Origin of the sequence: Ancylomarina euxina (assembly GCF_003863355.1) — a bacterium.
GTDB lineage: Bacteria > Bacteroidota > Bacteroidia > Bacteroidales > Marinifilaceae > Ancylomarina > Ancylomarina euxinus.
The window spans coordinates 158,504-175,113 of sequence record NZ_QQWG01000008.1; the positions used below are offsets into that span (position 1 = coordinate 158,504).

General features: G+C 34.8%; 18 protein-coding genes. 5 read left to right on the forward strand and 13 right to left on the reverse strand.

Annotation, left to right across the window (positions count from 1 at the left end):
- The first annotated feature begins 33 nt into the window (after window positions 1-33).
- On the forward strand, window positions 34-981 hold the full coding sequence (locus tag DWB61_RS09920; protein WP_158614393.1) for a sensor histidine kinase: 948 nt from the start codon (window positions 34-36) through the stop codon (window positions 979-981).
- Window positions 982-983: 2 nt separating this feature from the next.
- Complete coding sequence (locus DWB61_RS09925) at window positions 984-1,742, forward strand: LytR/AlgR family response regulator transcription factor (RefSeq protein ID WP_125030754.1); 759 nt, start codon at window positions 984-986, stop codon at window positions 1,740-1,742.
- Window positions 1,743-1,819: 77 nt separating this feature from the next.
- Here the strand turns inward: DWB61_RS09925 and deoD are convergent, their stop codons facing one another.
- Both deoD and DWB61_RS09935 read right to left on the reverse strand, forming a co-directional pair.
- Window positions 1,820-2,536, reverse strand: coding sequence for a purine-nucleoside phosphorylase (gene deoD / locus DWB61_RS09930; protein WP_125030755.1), 717 nt, complete (start codon window positions 2,534-2,536; stop codon window positions 1,820-1,822).
- Between the two features lie 279 nt (window positions 2,537-2,815).
- Window positions 2,816-3,268: a nucleoside deaminase gene (locus DWB61_RS09935; RefSeq protein WP_125030756.1), complete on the reverse strand. Its 453-nt coding sequence runs from the start codon at window positions 3,266-3,268 to the stop codon at window positions 2,816-2,818.
- A 175-nt stretch (window positions 3,269-3,443) separates the two neighbouring features.
- On the opposite strand from DWB61_RS09935, the gene aspS reads away from it, so the two are divergent.
- Window positions 3,444-5,204, forward strand: coding sequence for an aspartate--tRNA ligase (gene aspS / locus DWB61_RS09940; RefSeq protein WP_125030757.1), 1,761 nt, complete (start codon window positions 3,444-3,446; stop codon window positions 5,202-5,204).
- Window positions 5,205-5,343: 139 nt separating this feature from the next.
- Here the strand turns inward: aspS and DWB61_RS09945 are convergent, their stop codons facing one another.
- The 5 genes from DWB61_RS09945 to DWB61_RS09960 all read right to left on the reverse strand — a co-directional run bounded on the left by DWB61_RS09945 (window position 5,344) and on the right by DWB61_RS09960 (window position 8,988).
- The gene (locus tag DWB61_RS09945; RefSeq protein WP_125030758.1) at window positions 5,344-5,625 is read right to left on the reverse strand and encodes a hypothetical protein; all 282 of its coding nucleotides are present in this window, start codon (window positions 5,623-5,625) and stop codon (window positions 5,344-5,346) included.
- A 36-nt stretch (window positions 5,626-5,661) separates the two neighbouring features.
- Entirely contained in the window at window positions 5,662-5,838 is a 177-nt protein-coding gene (locus tag DWB61_RS17675) for a hypothetical protein (RefSeq protein ID WP_156190213.1), read from the reverse strand.
- A 68-nt stretch (window positions 5,839-5,906) separates the two neighbouring features.
- Complete coding sequence (locus DWB61_RS09950) at window positions 5,907-7,073, reverse strand: 1-acyl-sn-glycerol-3-phosphate acyltransferase (protein WP_125030759.1); 1,167 nt, start codon at window positions 7,071-7,073, stop codon at window positions 5,907-5,909.
- 189 nt (window positions 7,074-7,262) lie between these two features.
- Window positions 7,263-8,609 (reverse strand): M23/M56 family metallopeptidase, encoded by a 1,347-nt coding sequence (locus DWB61_RS09955; RefSeq protein WP_125030760.1) that lies wholly within the window; start codon window positions 8,607-8,609, stop codon window positions 7,263-7,265.
- The gene (locus DWB61_RS09960) at window positions 8,602-8,988 is read right to left on the reverse strand and encodes a BlaI/MecI/CopY family transcriptional regulator (RefSeq protein ID WP_125030761.1); all 387 of its coding nucleotides are present in this window, start codon (window positions 8,986-8,988) and stop codon (window positions 8,602-8,604) included. Before DWB61_RS09960 ends, DWB61_RS09955 begins: the two co-directional genes overlap by 8 nt.
- A 133-nt stretch (window positions 8,989-9,121) precedes the next feature.
- On the opposite strand from DWB61_RS09960, the gene DWB61_RS09965 reads away from it, so the two are divergent.
- Complete coding sequence (locus DWB61_RS09965) at window positions 9,122-9,763, forward strand: hypothetical protein (RefSeq protein WP_125030762.1); 642 nt, start codon at window positions 9,122-9,124, stop codon at window positions 9,761-9,763.
- Between the two features lie 63 nt (window positions 9,764-9,826).
- Here DWB61_RS09965 and groL read toward each other — a convergent pair whose 3' ends face one another.
- The 6 genes from groL to DWB61_RS09995 form a co-directional block, all read right to left on the reverse strand.
- A complete protein-coding gene (gene groL, locus DWB61_RS09970; RefSeq protein WP_125030763.1) occupies window positions 9,827-11,458 on the reverse strand; it encodes a chaperonin GroEL in 1,632 nt (543 codons plus the stop codon).
- Between the two features lie 35 nt (window positions 11,459-11,493).
- Window positions 11,494-11,775 (reverse strand): co-chaperone GroES, encoded by a 282-nt coding sequence (locus DWB61_RS09975; RefSeq protein WP_125030764.1) that lies wholly within the window; start codon window positions 11,773-11,775, stop codon window positions 11,494-11,496.
- Window positions 11,776-12,135: 360 nt separating this feature from the next.
- Window positions 12,136-12,483 (reverse strand): preprotein translocase subunit SecG, encoded by a 348-nt coding sequence (gene secG / locus DWB61_RS09980; RefSeq protein ID WP_125030765.1) that lies wholly within the window; start codon window positions 12,481-12,483, stop codon window positions 12,136-12,138.
- A 2-nt stretch (window positions 12,484-12,485) separates the two neighbouring features.
- Window positions 12,486-13,535: a hypothetical protein gene (locus tag DWB61_RS09985; RefSeq protein WP_125030766.1), complete on the reverse strand. Its 1,050-nt coding sequence runs from the start codon at window positions 13,533-13,535 to the stop codon at window positions 12,486-12,488.
- A gap of 119 nt (window positions 13,536-13,654) precedes the next feature.
- Window positions 13,655-14,167, reverse strand: a complete 513-nt coding sequence (locus tag DWB61_RS09990) for an LptE family protein (protein ID WP_125030767.1) — start codon at window positions 14,165-14,167, stop codon at window positions 13,655-13,657.
- A gap of 72 nt (window positions 14,168-14,239) precedes the next feature.
- Window positions 14,240-15,481, reverse strand: coding sequence for a sigma-54 interaction domain-containing protein (locus DWB61_RS09995; RefSeq protein ID WP_125030768.1), 1,242 nt, complete (start codon window positions 15,479-15,481; stop codon window positions 14,240-14,242).
- Between the two features lie 306 nt (window positions 15,482-15,787).
- Here DWB61_RS09995 and kdsB point away from each other — a divergent pair, with 306 nt between their 5' ends.
- Window positions 15,788-16,537, forward strand: coding sequence for a 3-deoxy-manno-octulosonate cytidylyltransferase (gene kdsB / locus DWB61_RS10000; protein ID WP_125030769.1), 750 nt, complete (start codon window positions 15,788-15,790; stop codon window positions 16,535-16,537).
- Window positions 16,538-16,610 lie beyond the last annotated feature (73 nt).

Consider the following 16,610-nt stretch of genomic DNA (forward strand, 5'->3'; position numbering starts at 1 on the left):
ACACTCATATCTATCGTAATAACACTTTTAATCATGTTCAACAGACTCAATTGGAATATTTTCTATTCTTCCATTATTGTTTCCGCAATGTATTGTTTTGGATTAGCTATGGGCTGCAGTGTGATTTCCACATTGTTAGACTGGAAATTCAACTGGCATTTGCAAGGGAAAAAGCGTCTAGTGTGGGGCATTATTATCACAATCATTTATGTTGTAACAGTTGTTCTACTTATCGATTACTACTTATTAGTGAAACTTCAAAAGTTACCTTACGAGCAATTTTTTAAAGGTCGATTTTTGTGGATGCATCTTTTCTATATCGTATTGTCATTGGGTATTGCCACTTTTTTTCATGCAAAAGGCTCCATGCAGGCATTGAAAGTCGCTTTAACACAAAAAGCATTATTGGAGAATCAAAATATTGCCTCTCAATACGAAGCCTTAAAAAATCAGGTCGATCCGCATTTTTTATTCAACAGTTTGAATGTGCTTTCTTCATTGGTGGATGAAAATCCAGAAATGGCACAAAAATTTATTAGTAAATTATCACACATCTATCGCTATATTTTAGATCAAAAAAATCAAGAATTGGTAAACTTAGAAGAAGAATTGAGTTTTGCTGATAAATACATTTTTCTGCAACAGATAAGATTCGAGGGAGGAGTCAACTATAGTACCGATATTGCTTTTAGTGATATGAATAAAACAACTATTCCTTTGGCTCTGCAAATTTTGATAGAAAATATATTTAAGCACAATATCGTATCAGACGAAAAACCGATTAATATTAAGATTGAAACTGATAATCATTACCTAATTGTAAGCAATAATATCAATCCAAAAAGTACCAAACAAACCTCCCACAAAATGGGATTGGAAAATATTAAAGCTCGCTACAATTATTTTACCGATGAGCGTATTATAATAGAAGAAACCGCAGATTTATTTAAGATTAAACTCCCATTGATAAACAGCCAATAAAAATGAATATAGTTATAGTTGAAGATGAAAAGCCAGCGGCACGTAGACTAGAACGGATGTTGAACGATCTAGGAGAAAAAGTCAATAAAACACTACATTCAGTAGCCACATCTGTTAAATGGTTCGAAGAAAATAATCATCCCGATTTAATTTTCTTAGACATTCAGCTTTCTGATGGCTTAAGTTTTGAGATATTCGAAAAAACAAAAATCACATGCCAGGTGATTTTCACGACTGCTTACGATGAGTATGCCTTAAAAGCCTTTAAACTAAACAGCATAGACTATTTATTAAAGCCAATTGATGATGAAGATTTAAAAAAGGCTATGAACAAATACCATCATTTTAACTCTCAAAAAAACGGAGCGAATGAAACATTTAATTTAGAGCAAATAAAGCAACTGTTAAGTACACCTCAAAAAACTTATAAGGATAGATTTACAGTGAAAGTTGGCCAACATATCCGAAGTATAAAAACCGAAGACGTAGAATGTTTTTACAGTGAGAATAAAGCCAGTTTTATATTCACCAATACCGAAAGAAATTATCCTGTCGATTTTTCATTAGAACAATTAGAAGAATTACTAGACCCTAGTATATTTTTTAGAGTCAGCCGTAAGTTTTTTGTCAACATCAATTCTATAAAAGACATATTGGCCTACTCAAATAGCCGCCTGAAAATTAAAATGACCAACTATCAGCAGGATGAAATTATCGTAAGCCGGGAAAGAGTGAAAGAATTTAAAACCTGGTTAGGCTAAGTAGTTCAGTTCAAGGCATAAAAAAAGGAGAAACCCCCAAGTTTCTCCTTTTGTAATGCAATCTATTTAGATCTAAATTATTGCTTGATTGCAGTTTCCAAACCGATTGTAATCATTGTATTCAATGAGGTCTGACGCTCTTCAGCGGTTGTTTCTTCTCCTGTTAAAATATGATCGCTAACGGTTAAAATAGCCAATGCTTTTGCCTTATGACGAGCTGCGATGGTATATAAAGCTGTGGCTTCCATTTCTACAGCTAGAACGCCATAGTCAGCCCAAATTTTAAATGGCTCTGGATTATTATCCAAGTCGTGATAAAAAATATCAGACGTTAAGGTTGATCCTACTTTAATATTAACACCTTGTTCTTTGGCTGACTGGTGCGCATCGGTCAACAAACCAAAATCAGCACATGGAGCATAATCCATCCCTCTGAAAAGGTTTTTGTTCATTGCTGAATCTGTACAAGAAGTCATAGCAAGAATCACATCAAAAACTTTTACATCGTGATTAAACGAGCCACAAGTTCCAATGCGAATCACATTCTTCACACCATATTGAGTAATTAATTCGTGAGTATAAATACCAATTGAAGGCACACCCATACCTGTTCCCTGTACAGAAATACGCTTTCCTTTATAGGTACCTGTAAAACCCAACATGTTTCTCACTTTGTTATAACAAACAACATCTTCAAGAAAATTGTCTGCAATATATTTTGCTCTTAGTGGATCTCCAGGTAAAAGAATCGTTTCTGCAATATCACCCATTTTAGCCTCGTTATGCGCGCTCATAATATCTATTTTTTAATGTTTTATTATTAAAAATGTAGTTCCAAGAACAATCTATAACAACATAAATTGCACAAGGATACACAAATCTACAAAAGATTATAAACACTTTCAACGAAAAGAGATGGATGATATAAATGGTTGGATTGTAGTGATCCTAAATTGGTAAAAGGTTAAATTACCCCTAATAAAACCCCTGTTTACTTCTTTTAGGATTTTCAGCTTGCTAAAATAATGCTTTTGATTGGTGTTTCAAAATTAGGGATCATAAAATAACACAACTTACCTTTTCTTCTGAAAAAAACACTTTACCAAACTAGCGCACTCTTCCTCTAAAACCCCCTTTACAAGCTCGGTTCTTGGATGTAATGGTGAAGGTGAAAATGCTGTATAACCTCTTTTCTTATCGCCTGCACCATAAACAATTCGACTTATTTGCGACCATGCTAAGGCACCAGCACACATATTACAAGGCTCTAAGGTCACATATAGAGAGCAATCCTTTAAATACTTTCCTCCTAAATAATTTGCAGCAGCAGTGATAGCCTGCATCTCAGCATGAGCAGTGACATCGTTTAAGCGTTCGGTTAAATTGTGAGCTCTTGCAATAATTCTATTATTACATACGACAATAGCTCCCACAGGAATTTCATCCTCATCAAAAGCCTTATGCGCTTCTTCCAAAGCTTGCCTCATAAAATATTCATCAGAAAATGGATTAATCGTATCTCCCATAAGAGTTATAAATAAAGAATTATTATCGTTGAATGTTACTAATCAAATTAGAATAAGGAGCTACAGTTTTGTAGCTAAACAAGATAAAATGCAAAAGCCTGCCCTATTTCAAAAAAAATCTATTCTAATTCACAAAAACTTAGTATTTTCGCAAAGTTAATAAAATAGGAATAAGATGTATAGAACTCATACTTGTGGTGAATTAAGAATTCAGAATATAAAAGAAACTGTAACCCTTAGTGGTTGGGTACAAAAAGCTCGTGACCTAGGAGGAATGACCTTTGTCGATCTTCGTGATCGTTATGGTATTACTCAATTTGTTTTCGATATGGAAACCAATCCAGAGCTTTGTGCTCAGGCTAGAAAATTAGGTCGTGAATTTGTTGTTGCAATTACAGGAACCATTCATGAACGTCAAAGTAAAAACTCAAAAATACCAACTGGTGATATTGAGATTATTGCTGAGAAGATTGAAGTATTGAGTAAATCAGTTACGCCTCCTTTTACTATTGAAGATAATACGGATGGCGGAGACGAGCTAAGAATGAAGTATCGTTACCTTGACCTACGTCGTAGCTGTGTTCGTGAGAATTTAGTATTGCGTCACAAAATGGGTATCGAGATTCGTAATTTCCTTGATCAATTAGATTTTATTGAAACCGAAACACCTGTATTGATTAAGTCGACTCCAGAAGGAGCTCGTGACTTTATCGTACCATCACGTATGAATCCAGGTGAGTTTTATGCTTTGCCACAGTCGCCTCAGGTATTCAAACAACTGTTAATGATTTCTGGTTTCGACCGTTATTACCAAATTGTAAAATGTTTCCGCGACGAAGACCTTCGTGCTGACCGTCAGCCTGAATTTACTCAGATTGATTGCGAGATGGCATTTGTTGAACAAGACGATATCTTAAATACTTTCGAAAACTTAACGAAGCATTTATTCAAAAAATTGAAGAATGTTGAGTTGAACTTCGATTTCCCTAAGTTAGACTATGCGGATGCCATGACTTACTATGGTAACGACAAACCAGATACACGTTTCGAAATGAAATTTGTAGACTTAAGCGTTATTGCTAAGGGGAACGATTTCAAAGTATTTGATGAAGCTGAATATATTGGTGCAATCTGTGCGACAGGTTGTGCAAACTACACGCGTAAGCAATTGGATCAGTTAACTGATTTTGTGAAAAAACCACAAATTGGTGCTAAAGGATTGGTTTACGTAAAATATAACGAAGATGGTTCATTCAAATCATCTGTAGATAAATTCTACTCTACCGAACACTTACAAAAGTGGGCTGAAGCTTGTAACGCCAAGCCAGGCGACCTATTATTAGTTCTTGTTGGTGATCGTAACACAACGCTTCCTCAACTTTCTGAGTTGCGTCTTGAAATGGGTTCTCAACTTGGACTTAGAGATAATGAGAAGTTCTCTCCACTTTGGGTTGTAGATTTCCCTCTATTGGAGTGGGATGGCGACAATAAGCGTTTCCATGCGATGCACCATCCATTTACATCGCCTAAGAAAGATGATCTTCACTTATTGAATACCGATCCAGGTGCTGTTCGTGCTAATGCATACGACTTGGTTATTAATGGTGTTGAGATTGGTGGTGGTTCTATCCGAATTCACGATACTGAACTTCAAGCTCAAATGTTCAAACATTTAGGTTTTACCGATGAAGAAGCTCAAGAACAATTTGGTTTCCTTATGAATGCATTTAAATATGGTGCACCTCCTCATGGCGGTATTGCTTTCGGATTTGACCGTTTAGCTTCACTATTTGCAGGCATAGAATCTATTCGTGACGTCATTGCTTTCCCGAAAAACAATTCGGGTCGCGATGTTATGATCGATTCTCCATCTACAGTATCAGATGCACAACTGGTTGAGTTAAACCTAGCATTACGAGAGATTAAAAAGAAGTAATTCTTAAACTCATTGGATATAACAAAGGCCGTCTCTCATGAGATGGCCTTTGTATTTTCGGCTAATAGCTATATCTATTGCATAAAAAAACCATCGAATAAAATCCGATGGTTTTGAAATATCTAACAGATTGGAAATACTATTCCATATCTTCTTCCTCTTTTTGATTAACAAGGCCTTGTTCGCGCTTTATCATATCTTTATACATGCCACGCATAAACAAACAACCATGCTTTACTGCTTCATCCTTACTTTGGAAATTAGCTTTAATTAGATGATGCTCGCTCATTTCAAGCTCTGGATCGTCAGTATAGAAATAAATACTAACATTGGGTCTTCCACCCTTTTTCTTAATATCTAGTCCTAACCAGGTTTCAAAAACCTCACCATCAACCTTTATATGTCGTTTAAACTTTATCATTTCAATTCTATTACTTGATAACACAAAATTAGAGCTTTACTTTTCTTGCTCCAAATCCTTTATTTTCTTTTCCATATTATTTACAAGAACCATAGTTAGTGTTAAGATAAACATCACAAACACTTCAATGTAAATACCTGTTTTATCCCCAGCTTCTCCTGTTGAATGTAGAAGGTTTAAAACACTTGCTACCATAATTAGAAAGGTAGACATTATCAAAAGAAATTTAATCAGTTTCATCCTTATTAATATTGGTATGAGTAATTGATATCAATTAAATCTTATAAGTTATCATGTATAAAATCAGGTTTTGTTAACTCGATCTGATTTTTCACTGGATTCGCATATATTTCAAAGAAAATTTCCTTAAGCCTTTCATGATCAACATCAACAGTTCCCAATTTTTTATCCATATGTTTCAGGAACAATTCCTTTTCCTCATCCGTATATTTATCTTGATATTCGTCAGTCTTATTCAAAATATCAAAAGCAATATAGTTGTCCGGCCAAAGTTTGAAATTCTTATGAATCTTATAGTCAATCAAATCAGCCAAAGCTTTAAGCTTATCACGGCTATCATCCATTTCTTCTATCACATCAAGCATCTCCGAAATTGGCTTCCCAACTCGAAAATGAACGCGTCCCTTTTCATTAATTAGCCCCTTAAGCATGCTTAATAAATCATCCTTTGGAGTTTTCTTATAGCCCTCTTCCGTTTCTTTCAAGAAGCGTTCACGTGACTTTAAAGCATCACATGGCTCATACTCATACGAAATAGCAACAGGAACAATTCTTAAAGATTTAAAATGCTCAGAGAAGCTTTTATTACCACTCATCTGTAACATTTTTAATAAACTTTGTTGAGTTCTATCGTCACCATCCTTTGTTCTTCCCTCGCGCTGTGCTATCCAAACCGAAGATTTCTTCGTATTTATAGCATGGTCGATATATGATGAAAGATGATTTGAGTTTACCAACATATCACGCACCGACGAATTTCGCTTGACAACAAAACTTTTATTAAGCTTTACCAAGTCGCTAATCCAGGGTTTGATCAATAAATTAGATCCGATCGCAATTTCAGTTGTCGAAAAATTATTTCGATATAACAGAATATTCAGAAGAGCAGAATCTAGAATAATATCTCGGTGATCGGATATAAAAAGGTAACTCTCGTTATTATCCAATTTATCTAATCCTTCGATACTTATTCCTTTTGTCGTATTTTTTATAATATTATTCGCCAAGGGGACAATGAACATCGACTGAAAATCGTCAACCGTTTTGACCTGTGACAAACTACCTTCAATTTTTTCTCGAGATAAATCGGGAAATAATTGTAAAGCAAATTTTAAAAAATCGTCATTATTAATTAATCGTTCTATTACTTCCGGTACTTCGGAGTCGCAATAAGGACGTATATCATCATATTCTGATTCAGAAATCATTATCTAATCGGATTGGTTTTAAGGAACTGCAAAAATAAGTAAATAAAATGGATTATCTAAATAGTGATGCATGATACAAACTCATTTCTCTCTATATCAAACACTAAAATACAAAAGCAGTTGCTAAAACTTTTCATTTAGCAACTGCTTTCGAATATTTTAAGTGTTTAAACACTTATTGACTGTTCATTACTTCCTTTTAAGGCTGGTTAAATCAATCAGGTCAGCAGGATTAATATTCGCGCCATTCTTCTTAATTTCAAAGTGCAAGTGTGGACCAGTAGAAATTCCTGATGTGCCTACAAAACCAATAACATCACCTTTTTTCACTTGCTCTCCTAACTCAACAGAATAAGCATCCAACTGAGAATAAAGGCTCGCAATATCCCCATCATGCTGGATAATGATAAAACGCCCATAGGCTTTACCTTCCACATGATTTGCCTGAAGCTTCTTTATTAATCCATCGGCAACGGCATAAATTGGAGTTCCTTTTGGAGCTGCAATATCAAGGCCCGCATGAAACAACTTTTTTTTCTTAATTGGATGCATTCTTTCTCCATATGGCGACGAAATCCACACCTTTTCAGCTGGCTTTATTGGAGACGAAAAACTCTCCCTATTTGATGAAATATTCATCTCAGGATCATCTGCTTTAATTTCAGAATAATCAAAGCTCAACATCGAGATTATGAGAACTGGAAGTATAAGTATCAGCTTCAAATGAGCCCATACTGATGTATTTGATTTTTTAATCATTTTTATACGTTTTAGAGTTAATGAAGATTTAAATGCACTTGTCAAGTTGAAGTTCATTCGACTTTCAATATGCTGAACCAAACACTTTTGGTAACTAATCTTGTTTGTATCATTGATGACACAGGCTTGATCAGCACAGTATTCGTGTACTTCGACTAAAGCATTTTTTACTAGATAGATAATAGGATTAAACCAGAAAAAGGCCTTGAGTAATTCTATTATAAGCAAATCGATACTATGCAACTGTTTTGAATGAATTGACTCGTGCAAAAGAATCTGCTTATTTTCTGTCTTCGAAAGAATTGACGGATTCCAAAAGACATAATTAAAGAAAGAATAAGGTGAGTGTGCTTGCTCTAAATAAATCAAGTTCAAATCACCTTCTTTTTTTATTTCATTGGCTCGAATGATTTTAAAAATTGAAACTAAATTTAAAATGAATCGACCTAAAATTGTTAAAACACCAAGGCTATACAAAAGTGTCATCCAAAAACCAGAGTCAAAAATAATCTTCTGTGAAGAATCAGACTCTCCGATAATAAGTTGATCTTCGATAGAATTTTCAAATTCCCAAACAACCTGATTCACTTTAGCCAATTCCTCATGTTCAATCGTAAAACTAATTGAGGGTAGAACTAATGAAAACAGAATGGCCGTGAGTAAATAAACGCGATTCCTCTTGACGTGTGTTTCCTTTGCTAATACAAGTTGATAAAAACCATAGAATATGGCAAGGTACAGGCCTGATTTGATCGAATATAGAATAAAATCAATCATCAGGATTGGCTTTTTTGTTTTGAATTTGCTCTTCAATTAAAGCTTTCATTTCTTCCAATTCACTTAAAGATAAATCTTGTTCTTTGGTGAAAAATGAAGCAAAACCTTTGGCTGAGTTATTAAAGAAACTTTTAATCATTCCTGACATAAACTCACGGGCGTAAACTTTTTTAGGCACAATAGGGAAATACTGATTGGTTTTACCAAAGGTCTCAAATCCAATAAATCCCTTTTTAACCAGAATCCTAATCACAGTAGCAACCGTTGTATTAGCTGGTCGTGGTTCTGGGAATTCTGATACAATATCCTTAAGGAAAGCTTTTTCCAACTTCCATAGGTATTGCATAATTTGTTCTTCTGCTTTTGTCAATTCTTTCATAAGTCAAACATACGACTAAATATTTAGTCGTACAACTATTTTTATAGTCAACTCATATTAAAATTTGTTAAAGCTCTTTTAATTCTATACAATAAATACGATATTGATAACTCAAAAATCAAACACACATCCAATGAAAAACTTAAGCCTCTCAATTATCCTTGCATTCCTAGTGAGTAGCTGTGCTAGCTCATATGTCTCTGATCAGAGTATCTCTCAACCCGAAAAAGCATATCATCATATTTTAGTCATGAGCTTATTCAACGATATCAACTTAAAAAAGTTTGATGAAGAAACCTATTATTCTTCTATTAAGGACTACTTCTATGATCTGAATAGAATTGATAATCACCCTCTACTCCAAAATTGCATAAAAGAATTCATGGCAAGTAACCGAACAATTGTTGTCCCCAACCACACATTATTCAAAGTAAATCAAGACATTAGTTATGAAGACTTTCTAGAAACAATCGATAAAAAAGATATTGATGCCATCTTGATAATCAACCAACAAAATTACTTCTACGAAAAAAAAGAGCGCATATTGGAAGATGGTGAAATTCGTGTTGATGAATCTCCAAATGCAGTTTTTAACACCTATCTGGTCGATAGAAAAAATTTAGAAGCTGTATGGGTGAGTCGAATCTATTCAAGCGGTACATCCTGGGATTCACATGGCAGTATGTATAACAGCATGGGGCGCAAACTAACTAAAAAGCTGATTAAATCGGGCTATATTAGGCCTCCATTTTATTCTCGTAATGTCAGTAGATAATATAAAAAAAGGGCTGTCGATTTGAATATCGACAGCCCTTTTAAAATTTATATGAATTCAGATTTACATCATACCTGGCATACCACCACCCATTGGAGGCATAGCAGGAGCTTGTTCTTCTTTCTCTTCAATTAAAACACACTCAGTAGTTAAGAACATACCTGCAATAGAAGCAGCATTCTCCAGAGCAACACGAGATACTTTAGCAGGATCAATTACACCAGCTTCAATCATATTTTGATACTCACCAATACGTGCATTATATCCAAAGTCAGCTTCACCAGCTTTAACTTTGTCAACGACAACAGCACCTTCGCCACCAGCATTAGTTACAATCTGACGTAATGGCTCTTCGATGGCACGTTTTACAATTTCGATACCTATGGTTTCGTCTTCATTATCTCCTTTAAGGCCTTCTAAAGCCGCGATAGAGCGAATATATGCAACGCCACCACCAGCAACAATACCTTCTTCAACAGCTGCACGAGTCGCACTTAATGCATCATCAACACGGTCTTTCTTCTCTTTCATTTCGATTTCAGAAGCAGCACCCACATATAATACAGCAACACCACCAGCTAACTTAGCTAAACGCTCTTGTAGCTTTTCTTTATCGTAATCAGAAGTAGAATTTTCAATAGATGTTCTAATTTGTTCCACTCGGGTATCGATATTTTCTTTAGCTCCAATACCATTTACAATTGTTGTATTTTCTTTGTCAATCGTAATTTTCTCACACTGACCTAACATCTCAAGTGTTGCTTGTTCAAGTAATAATCCACTCTCTTTTGAAATAACTTTACCTCCTGTTAGGATAGCTAAATCTTCAAGCATCTCTTTTCTTCTATCACCAAAACCCGGAGCTTTAACAGCAGCAACTTTCAATGATCCTCTCAAACGGTTTACAACCAAAGTAGCCAAAGCTTCACCTTCAACATCCTCAGCAATAATCATTAATGGACGACCAGCTTGTGCAGCAGGCTCAAGAAGTGGCATCAACTCTTTCATTGTTGAAATCTTCTTATCACATAATAAGATAAAAGGATTCTCAAGCTCAGCCTCCATCTTATCACCATTAGTAATGAAATATGGAGAGATATAACCACGGTCGAATTGCATACCTTCAACTACTTTCACGTAAGTTTCAGTTCCTTTTGCTTCTTCAACAGTAATAACACCTTCTTTTTTCACTTTCTCCATTGCCTCTGCAATCAAAGAACCAATCGTTTCGTCGTTATTTGCAGAGATTTTAGCAACTTGCTTAATCTTTTCGTAGTTGTCTCCAACTTCAATAGATTGCGCTTTAATATTTGCGACAACAGCCTCAACAGCCTTATCAATACCACGCTTCAAATCCATTGGGTTAGCACCTGCAGTCACATTTTTCAAACCTACATTTACAATAGATTGAGCCAATACAGTAGCCGTTGTTGTTCCATCTCCAGCATCATCAGCCGTTTTAGAAGCAACCTCTTTTACCATTTGAGCACCCATATTTGCACCAGGATCTGATAATTCGATTTCCTTAGCAACAGTCACACCATCTTTAGTAATTTGTGGAGCACCAAACTTACGATCGATTACCACATTTCTTCCTTTAGGTCCTAATGTTACTTTTACTGCATTGGCTAAAGCATCAACACCTACTTTTAATAGATTGCGAGCTTCTATATTGAATTTAATTTCTTTAGACATTTTATATATTTTTTAAAATTTATGCTAGAAGTTTCTTATAAAATATAAAGGATATTCTCTTGATCCATTAAAAAATAATCGACACCTTCAATTCGGATTTCTTCAATACCATATTTTTCACAATAGTAGACAGAATCACCTACTGCAACTTCCATTTCTGCTTTAACCATAGATTTACCAACTAATACTACTTCTCCTCTTAGTGTTTTAGTTTCCGCAGTAATAGGAATAATAATTCCTCCTCTAGTTTCTTCTTCTTTTTGCTGTTTCTTTACTAATACTTTTCCAGCAAGTATGCGACCATTTAATTCTGCCATTTTTCTCAATATTTAAATTTATCTTTTTCTATTTAATTATATATATCAATATACATCCAAGATCATGTTGTTTAAAAAAAACAACATGATTTGCTTTCATAATCCATGCCAAACAGAAAGTCTTGTCATTTTTGCAGTACAAAGATTTATTCAAATTTGAATTTACATCTAAACAATCAATTTAGCAAAATCAAAAACTCACTCACAAAACACATCTCCCACAAGATCAATAGAATACACATAAAACAAATTTAATATCACTTGAGATTCTTTAAAAATTCATTTTAATCAGGGTATAAAAAAAGTGTCAGCATGAATGACATACTGACACTTAAATATCTTAGAAGATGTAATTTGAAATTACTCTGCCTTTTCTGTTTCTTCCTCTTTAGCAGGAGCTTCAGTTGGGAAAACTGGTACTTCAGGAGCTGTTTCAGTTTCCTGTAATTGCTGCTCAATAGCCGACTTAGGAGCACCGTTGTTGCTACGATCGATAGTAGCAGCAGCACCCATACAAAGTATAAAAAGACTTAATGCAAGCACCCAAGTTGCTTTTTCAAGAAAATCTGTTGTTTTCTTAACGCCCATAATCTGGTTAGAAGATGAGAAGTTAGAAGCTAATCCGCCTCCTTTTGAGTTTTGTACCAAAACGATTAAAACCATTAGTACACAAACAATAAGGATCAATACTGAAATAAAGGTAAACATACTTATCTATTTTTTAATTTTTCTATTCTTTCCAATTGACTCGCAAAGTAAATATTTTTTTCGGGATTTTTCAACATTAATTTCTCATAAACGGCTTCTGCCTTTTCAAAAAGCTTTTGTTTAATATAAATTCCTGCTAAAGTCTCACTCATACAACCGACATCTTCTTTCAAACTCTCCTTTGAAACATCAATCTGATTTTCAGTCTTTTCATCAGGTTTTGGTATGCGAGGTTTATTTTCTATAAAGTTGGAAATCAAGTCGGAATTCTTGTTTGATTTTTGTTTTTTAGGCGACTTTTTTTCTTCTGTTTCATTTACAATTTGTACTGATTTTACATCCGAAGAAGCCAATTTAGTCATCCAATCCGAGAAAGAATGATTTTCCTCTGGCTCAGGCTGATCATCAACTGGCTTATCAACTGGCTTATCAACTGAATTTAAAACATATAAATTACCTCCAAAATCCATATCATAGATCTCAAATTCTAAGTTTAATAAATTTGAATTTGGTGATTTCTTTACACTAGATTCAGATGTTAGATAGGTCTTATTTCCAAAGAGCGTTTCTTCTTGATTTTCGATAGAAAAACCCGTTTCCAAATCTACAAAATCAATAATTTCACCTTCTATTTCACCGAAAACTTCATTTTTCAGATTCGATTCAGGCAGGCCATTATGCAGAGAAGAAGTAATTAAAGCATCCGTCTCATTATCATCCAAAGTAAATACCTCATCCTCCTTTTTTGACTCAACAATTGGAGTCTCATTTATAGGCGAATTAATTTCAGTTTGATCAAGTTTATAAATCGGAAATTCCAACTTATCGTTTAAGTATAAATACAAACGACGACGATCTGGAATAAGTAGAGCTGAATTCTTTAGTTCTTGATTAAAACGAATACTCTTTTGTTGATTTAATGTTTTAAGCAACAACAAATAGGGCGCTTGGTAAAATGGATATTCATCAATAAGAGCTTTCAACTCTTTATGACTATTCCCATCCATTTTGTGTGGATCTCTTAACCAAGTTTGCAACAATTCCTTGTTCATTCTTTAATCATTTATTACTGCTCACCAATTGGGGATAATACAACATTAAAATCCCCATTTATTTTGTTTTTTTGTTCAATGTTAAACTTAAGGAAAAATGAATTAATAATCCTCAACAACTACCAGTTAACAACCGATTGGTTGTAGATATCATCAATAATTTTTTCCAGAATTTTCTCCACAAGTTCATTTTCAACATCACTCAATTGACTATTACTATCAAAGTCCTCGAATGCAGAAAAGCTCTTGTCAAAATCATTATCAGGATCAATATCATTAGTAAACTTCACACGAATGGTAACTGTCAAACGGTTTGTTGCAGAAATATCATTACTGGTAACATCCATTGCTCTGGTTTGGTAACCTGTAATCTCACCCGAGAAATTCAAGTGTCCTTCACCATCAACAATCTCATCAAGAGAGGTACGGCTACGGAATTTCTCTTTTAGATCTTCGGTAAATTTATCACTCAAATTAGGATTTACAAGCGGGGCTCTATTCTGGAAAAACTGCACCGAAAAAGTTTTCACGTCTGGAGATAAAGTTCCTCCAGTAAATGAATAACTCACCTTACATGCTGTAAAGGCTAAACCGATAATGATAATGAGTAATGCTGATTTGATCCAATTCATAATTCTAATTCTTACATATTCTATTTAAAATCTGCCTCGGTAAATATACTTAAAAGCAGTCTTCCATTCGATTTAATTAATGTCGTATTCCTTAATTTTTCGATAAAGGGTTCTTTCCGATATCCCTAAATCCTGAGCCGCATGCTTTCTCTTTCCATTATGTCTGGCCAGAGCCTTACTAATCAGTTCTATTTCTTTATCTACGAGAGATAGAGATTCTTCAACAAACTCTTCGGTATCCTGAATATGAGGGATATCAGAATGCGAAACACTGGCTTTGCTTGGAGAGTAGCTCTGATGTGCAACAACATCCATCTCCTGATCTTCATGAAGCTTACGAATCAACATGGCCTTCTTTTGCTGTAAATCTTTTGCGTCACCATCTTTTTGCATTAAATCGAAAACCAATTTTTTAAGATCAGTCATATCTTTCTTCATATCGAAAAGAACTTGATATAAAATCTCTCTTTCCGAAGAAAAGCTTTTTTCTTCACTCTTATCTTTCTTATAAATAGCAGGCAACATTTGCTCATCACTTGTTGGCAAATAATTTTGCAATATTTCAGATGTGATCAAACGCTCTTTCTCAATAATTGAGATTTGTTCGGTTATATTCTTCAACTGACGAATATTTCCCGGCCATCTGTAGGCTTGAAGAAGTTGTTGAGCGCTTTCATTCAATCTTAAAGCTGGCATGCGGTATTTCTCGGCAAAATCCTGAGCAAATTTTCTAAACAGAAGATAAACATCTTCTCGACGCTCGCGCAATGCAGGCATTACAATAGGAACCGTGTTTAATCGATAAAATAAATCCTCTCTAAACTTTCCGTTCTTTACGGCTTTGGGGATATTTATATTTGTAGCAGCTACAACACGTACATTCGTTTTTAAGACCTTAGACGAACCCACTTTCATAAATTCCCCTGTCTCCAAAACACGCAATAACCTAACCTGTGTAGATAGAGGTAATTCGCCAATTTCATCCAAAAAGATGGTTCCATTATTAGCAACCTCGAAATAACCTTTTCGATCAGATAAGGCACCTGTAAAAGCACCTTTTTCATGACCAAAAAGCTCTGAATCGATAGTTCCTTCCGGTATTGCACCGCAGTTAACGGCTATATATGAAGCATGTTTACGTGCACTAAATTGATGAATAATCTGGGGGAAGACCTCCTTACCTGTCCCACTCTCACCCGTAATAAGTACAGAAAGATCCGTTGGTGCCACTTGCACAGCAATATCAATCGCTCGAGTTAGGGCATAAGTGTTCCCAATAATTCCAAAGCGTAATTTTATTTTTTGTACATCCATTCTTTCAATATTGATAGAAATTTGATTTTAATATCAAGCTATTGGGGATCATATAATCCCAAATTAACTCTAAAAACCTGCAATTATTTCCGATTGCCTGACAAAATTACTACTTTTTAGATAGATTTCTAAAAATGCAGCTCCCATTCTTTGGTAAATAATGTTAATAATAAAGCTGAAATTTATTTATTCCAAAGGGAATTTTAAAAGGAAAGGAACTTCTTATCTTTACTCAATCAAAAATAAATGAAGAGATAGTCTCCTATCTAAAAATTGGAGACGCATATAAAACACAAATTTAACCATATGAAATTCATAGGCATTATTCCAGCCCGCTACGCATCAACCCGTTTCCCGGGCAAACCTTTAGCCGATATTGATGGTAAACCCATGATTCAACGCGTTTACGAACAAGTTAAAATTGCGTTAGATGATGTGGTTGTGGCAACTGATGATAGTCGAATCGCTGAAGCTGTAAAGGCTTTCGGCGGCGAAGTTGTTATGACTTCAAGCGAGCACCAAAGTGGTACAGATAGAATTGCCGAAGCCATTGAAAAGATCGAAGCTGAAAACTCTGAGAACTATCAAGTGATTATTAATATACAAGGTGATGAACCTTTTATTCAGCCTGAGCAAATTCTGGCTCTCAAGGATTGTTTCAAAACACCCTCAACACAAATTGCAACCCTGATAAAAGCCATTGAAAACTCCGAAGAGATATTCGATATGAATAAGGTAAAGGTTGTTGTTAGTAAAAGCCTTCGTGCACTTTATTTCAGTCGTTCACCTATTCCATTTTTGCGAGGAAGCGAAAAAGAAGATTGGATGAAGAAACAGACCTATTACAAACACATTGGCATGTATGCCTACCGCAGAGATACGCTAAACGAGATTACAAAGTTGCCACAAAGCTCACTTGAAATTGCAGAATCACTTGAGCAATTAAGATGGCTCGAAAATGAATATGTCATCCAAACAGACATCACAAAACACGAATCGATAGGGATTGATACTCCAGAAGATTTGGAACGAGTGAAACAACTTGGCTTGTTATAAAACATTGAAGAGTCTACTTAAAAAGTAGGCTCTTTTTTTATTTTGAAAAAAGTCAAAATATATTACCTTCGCG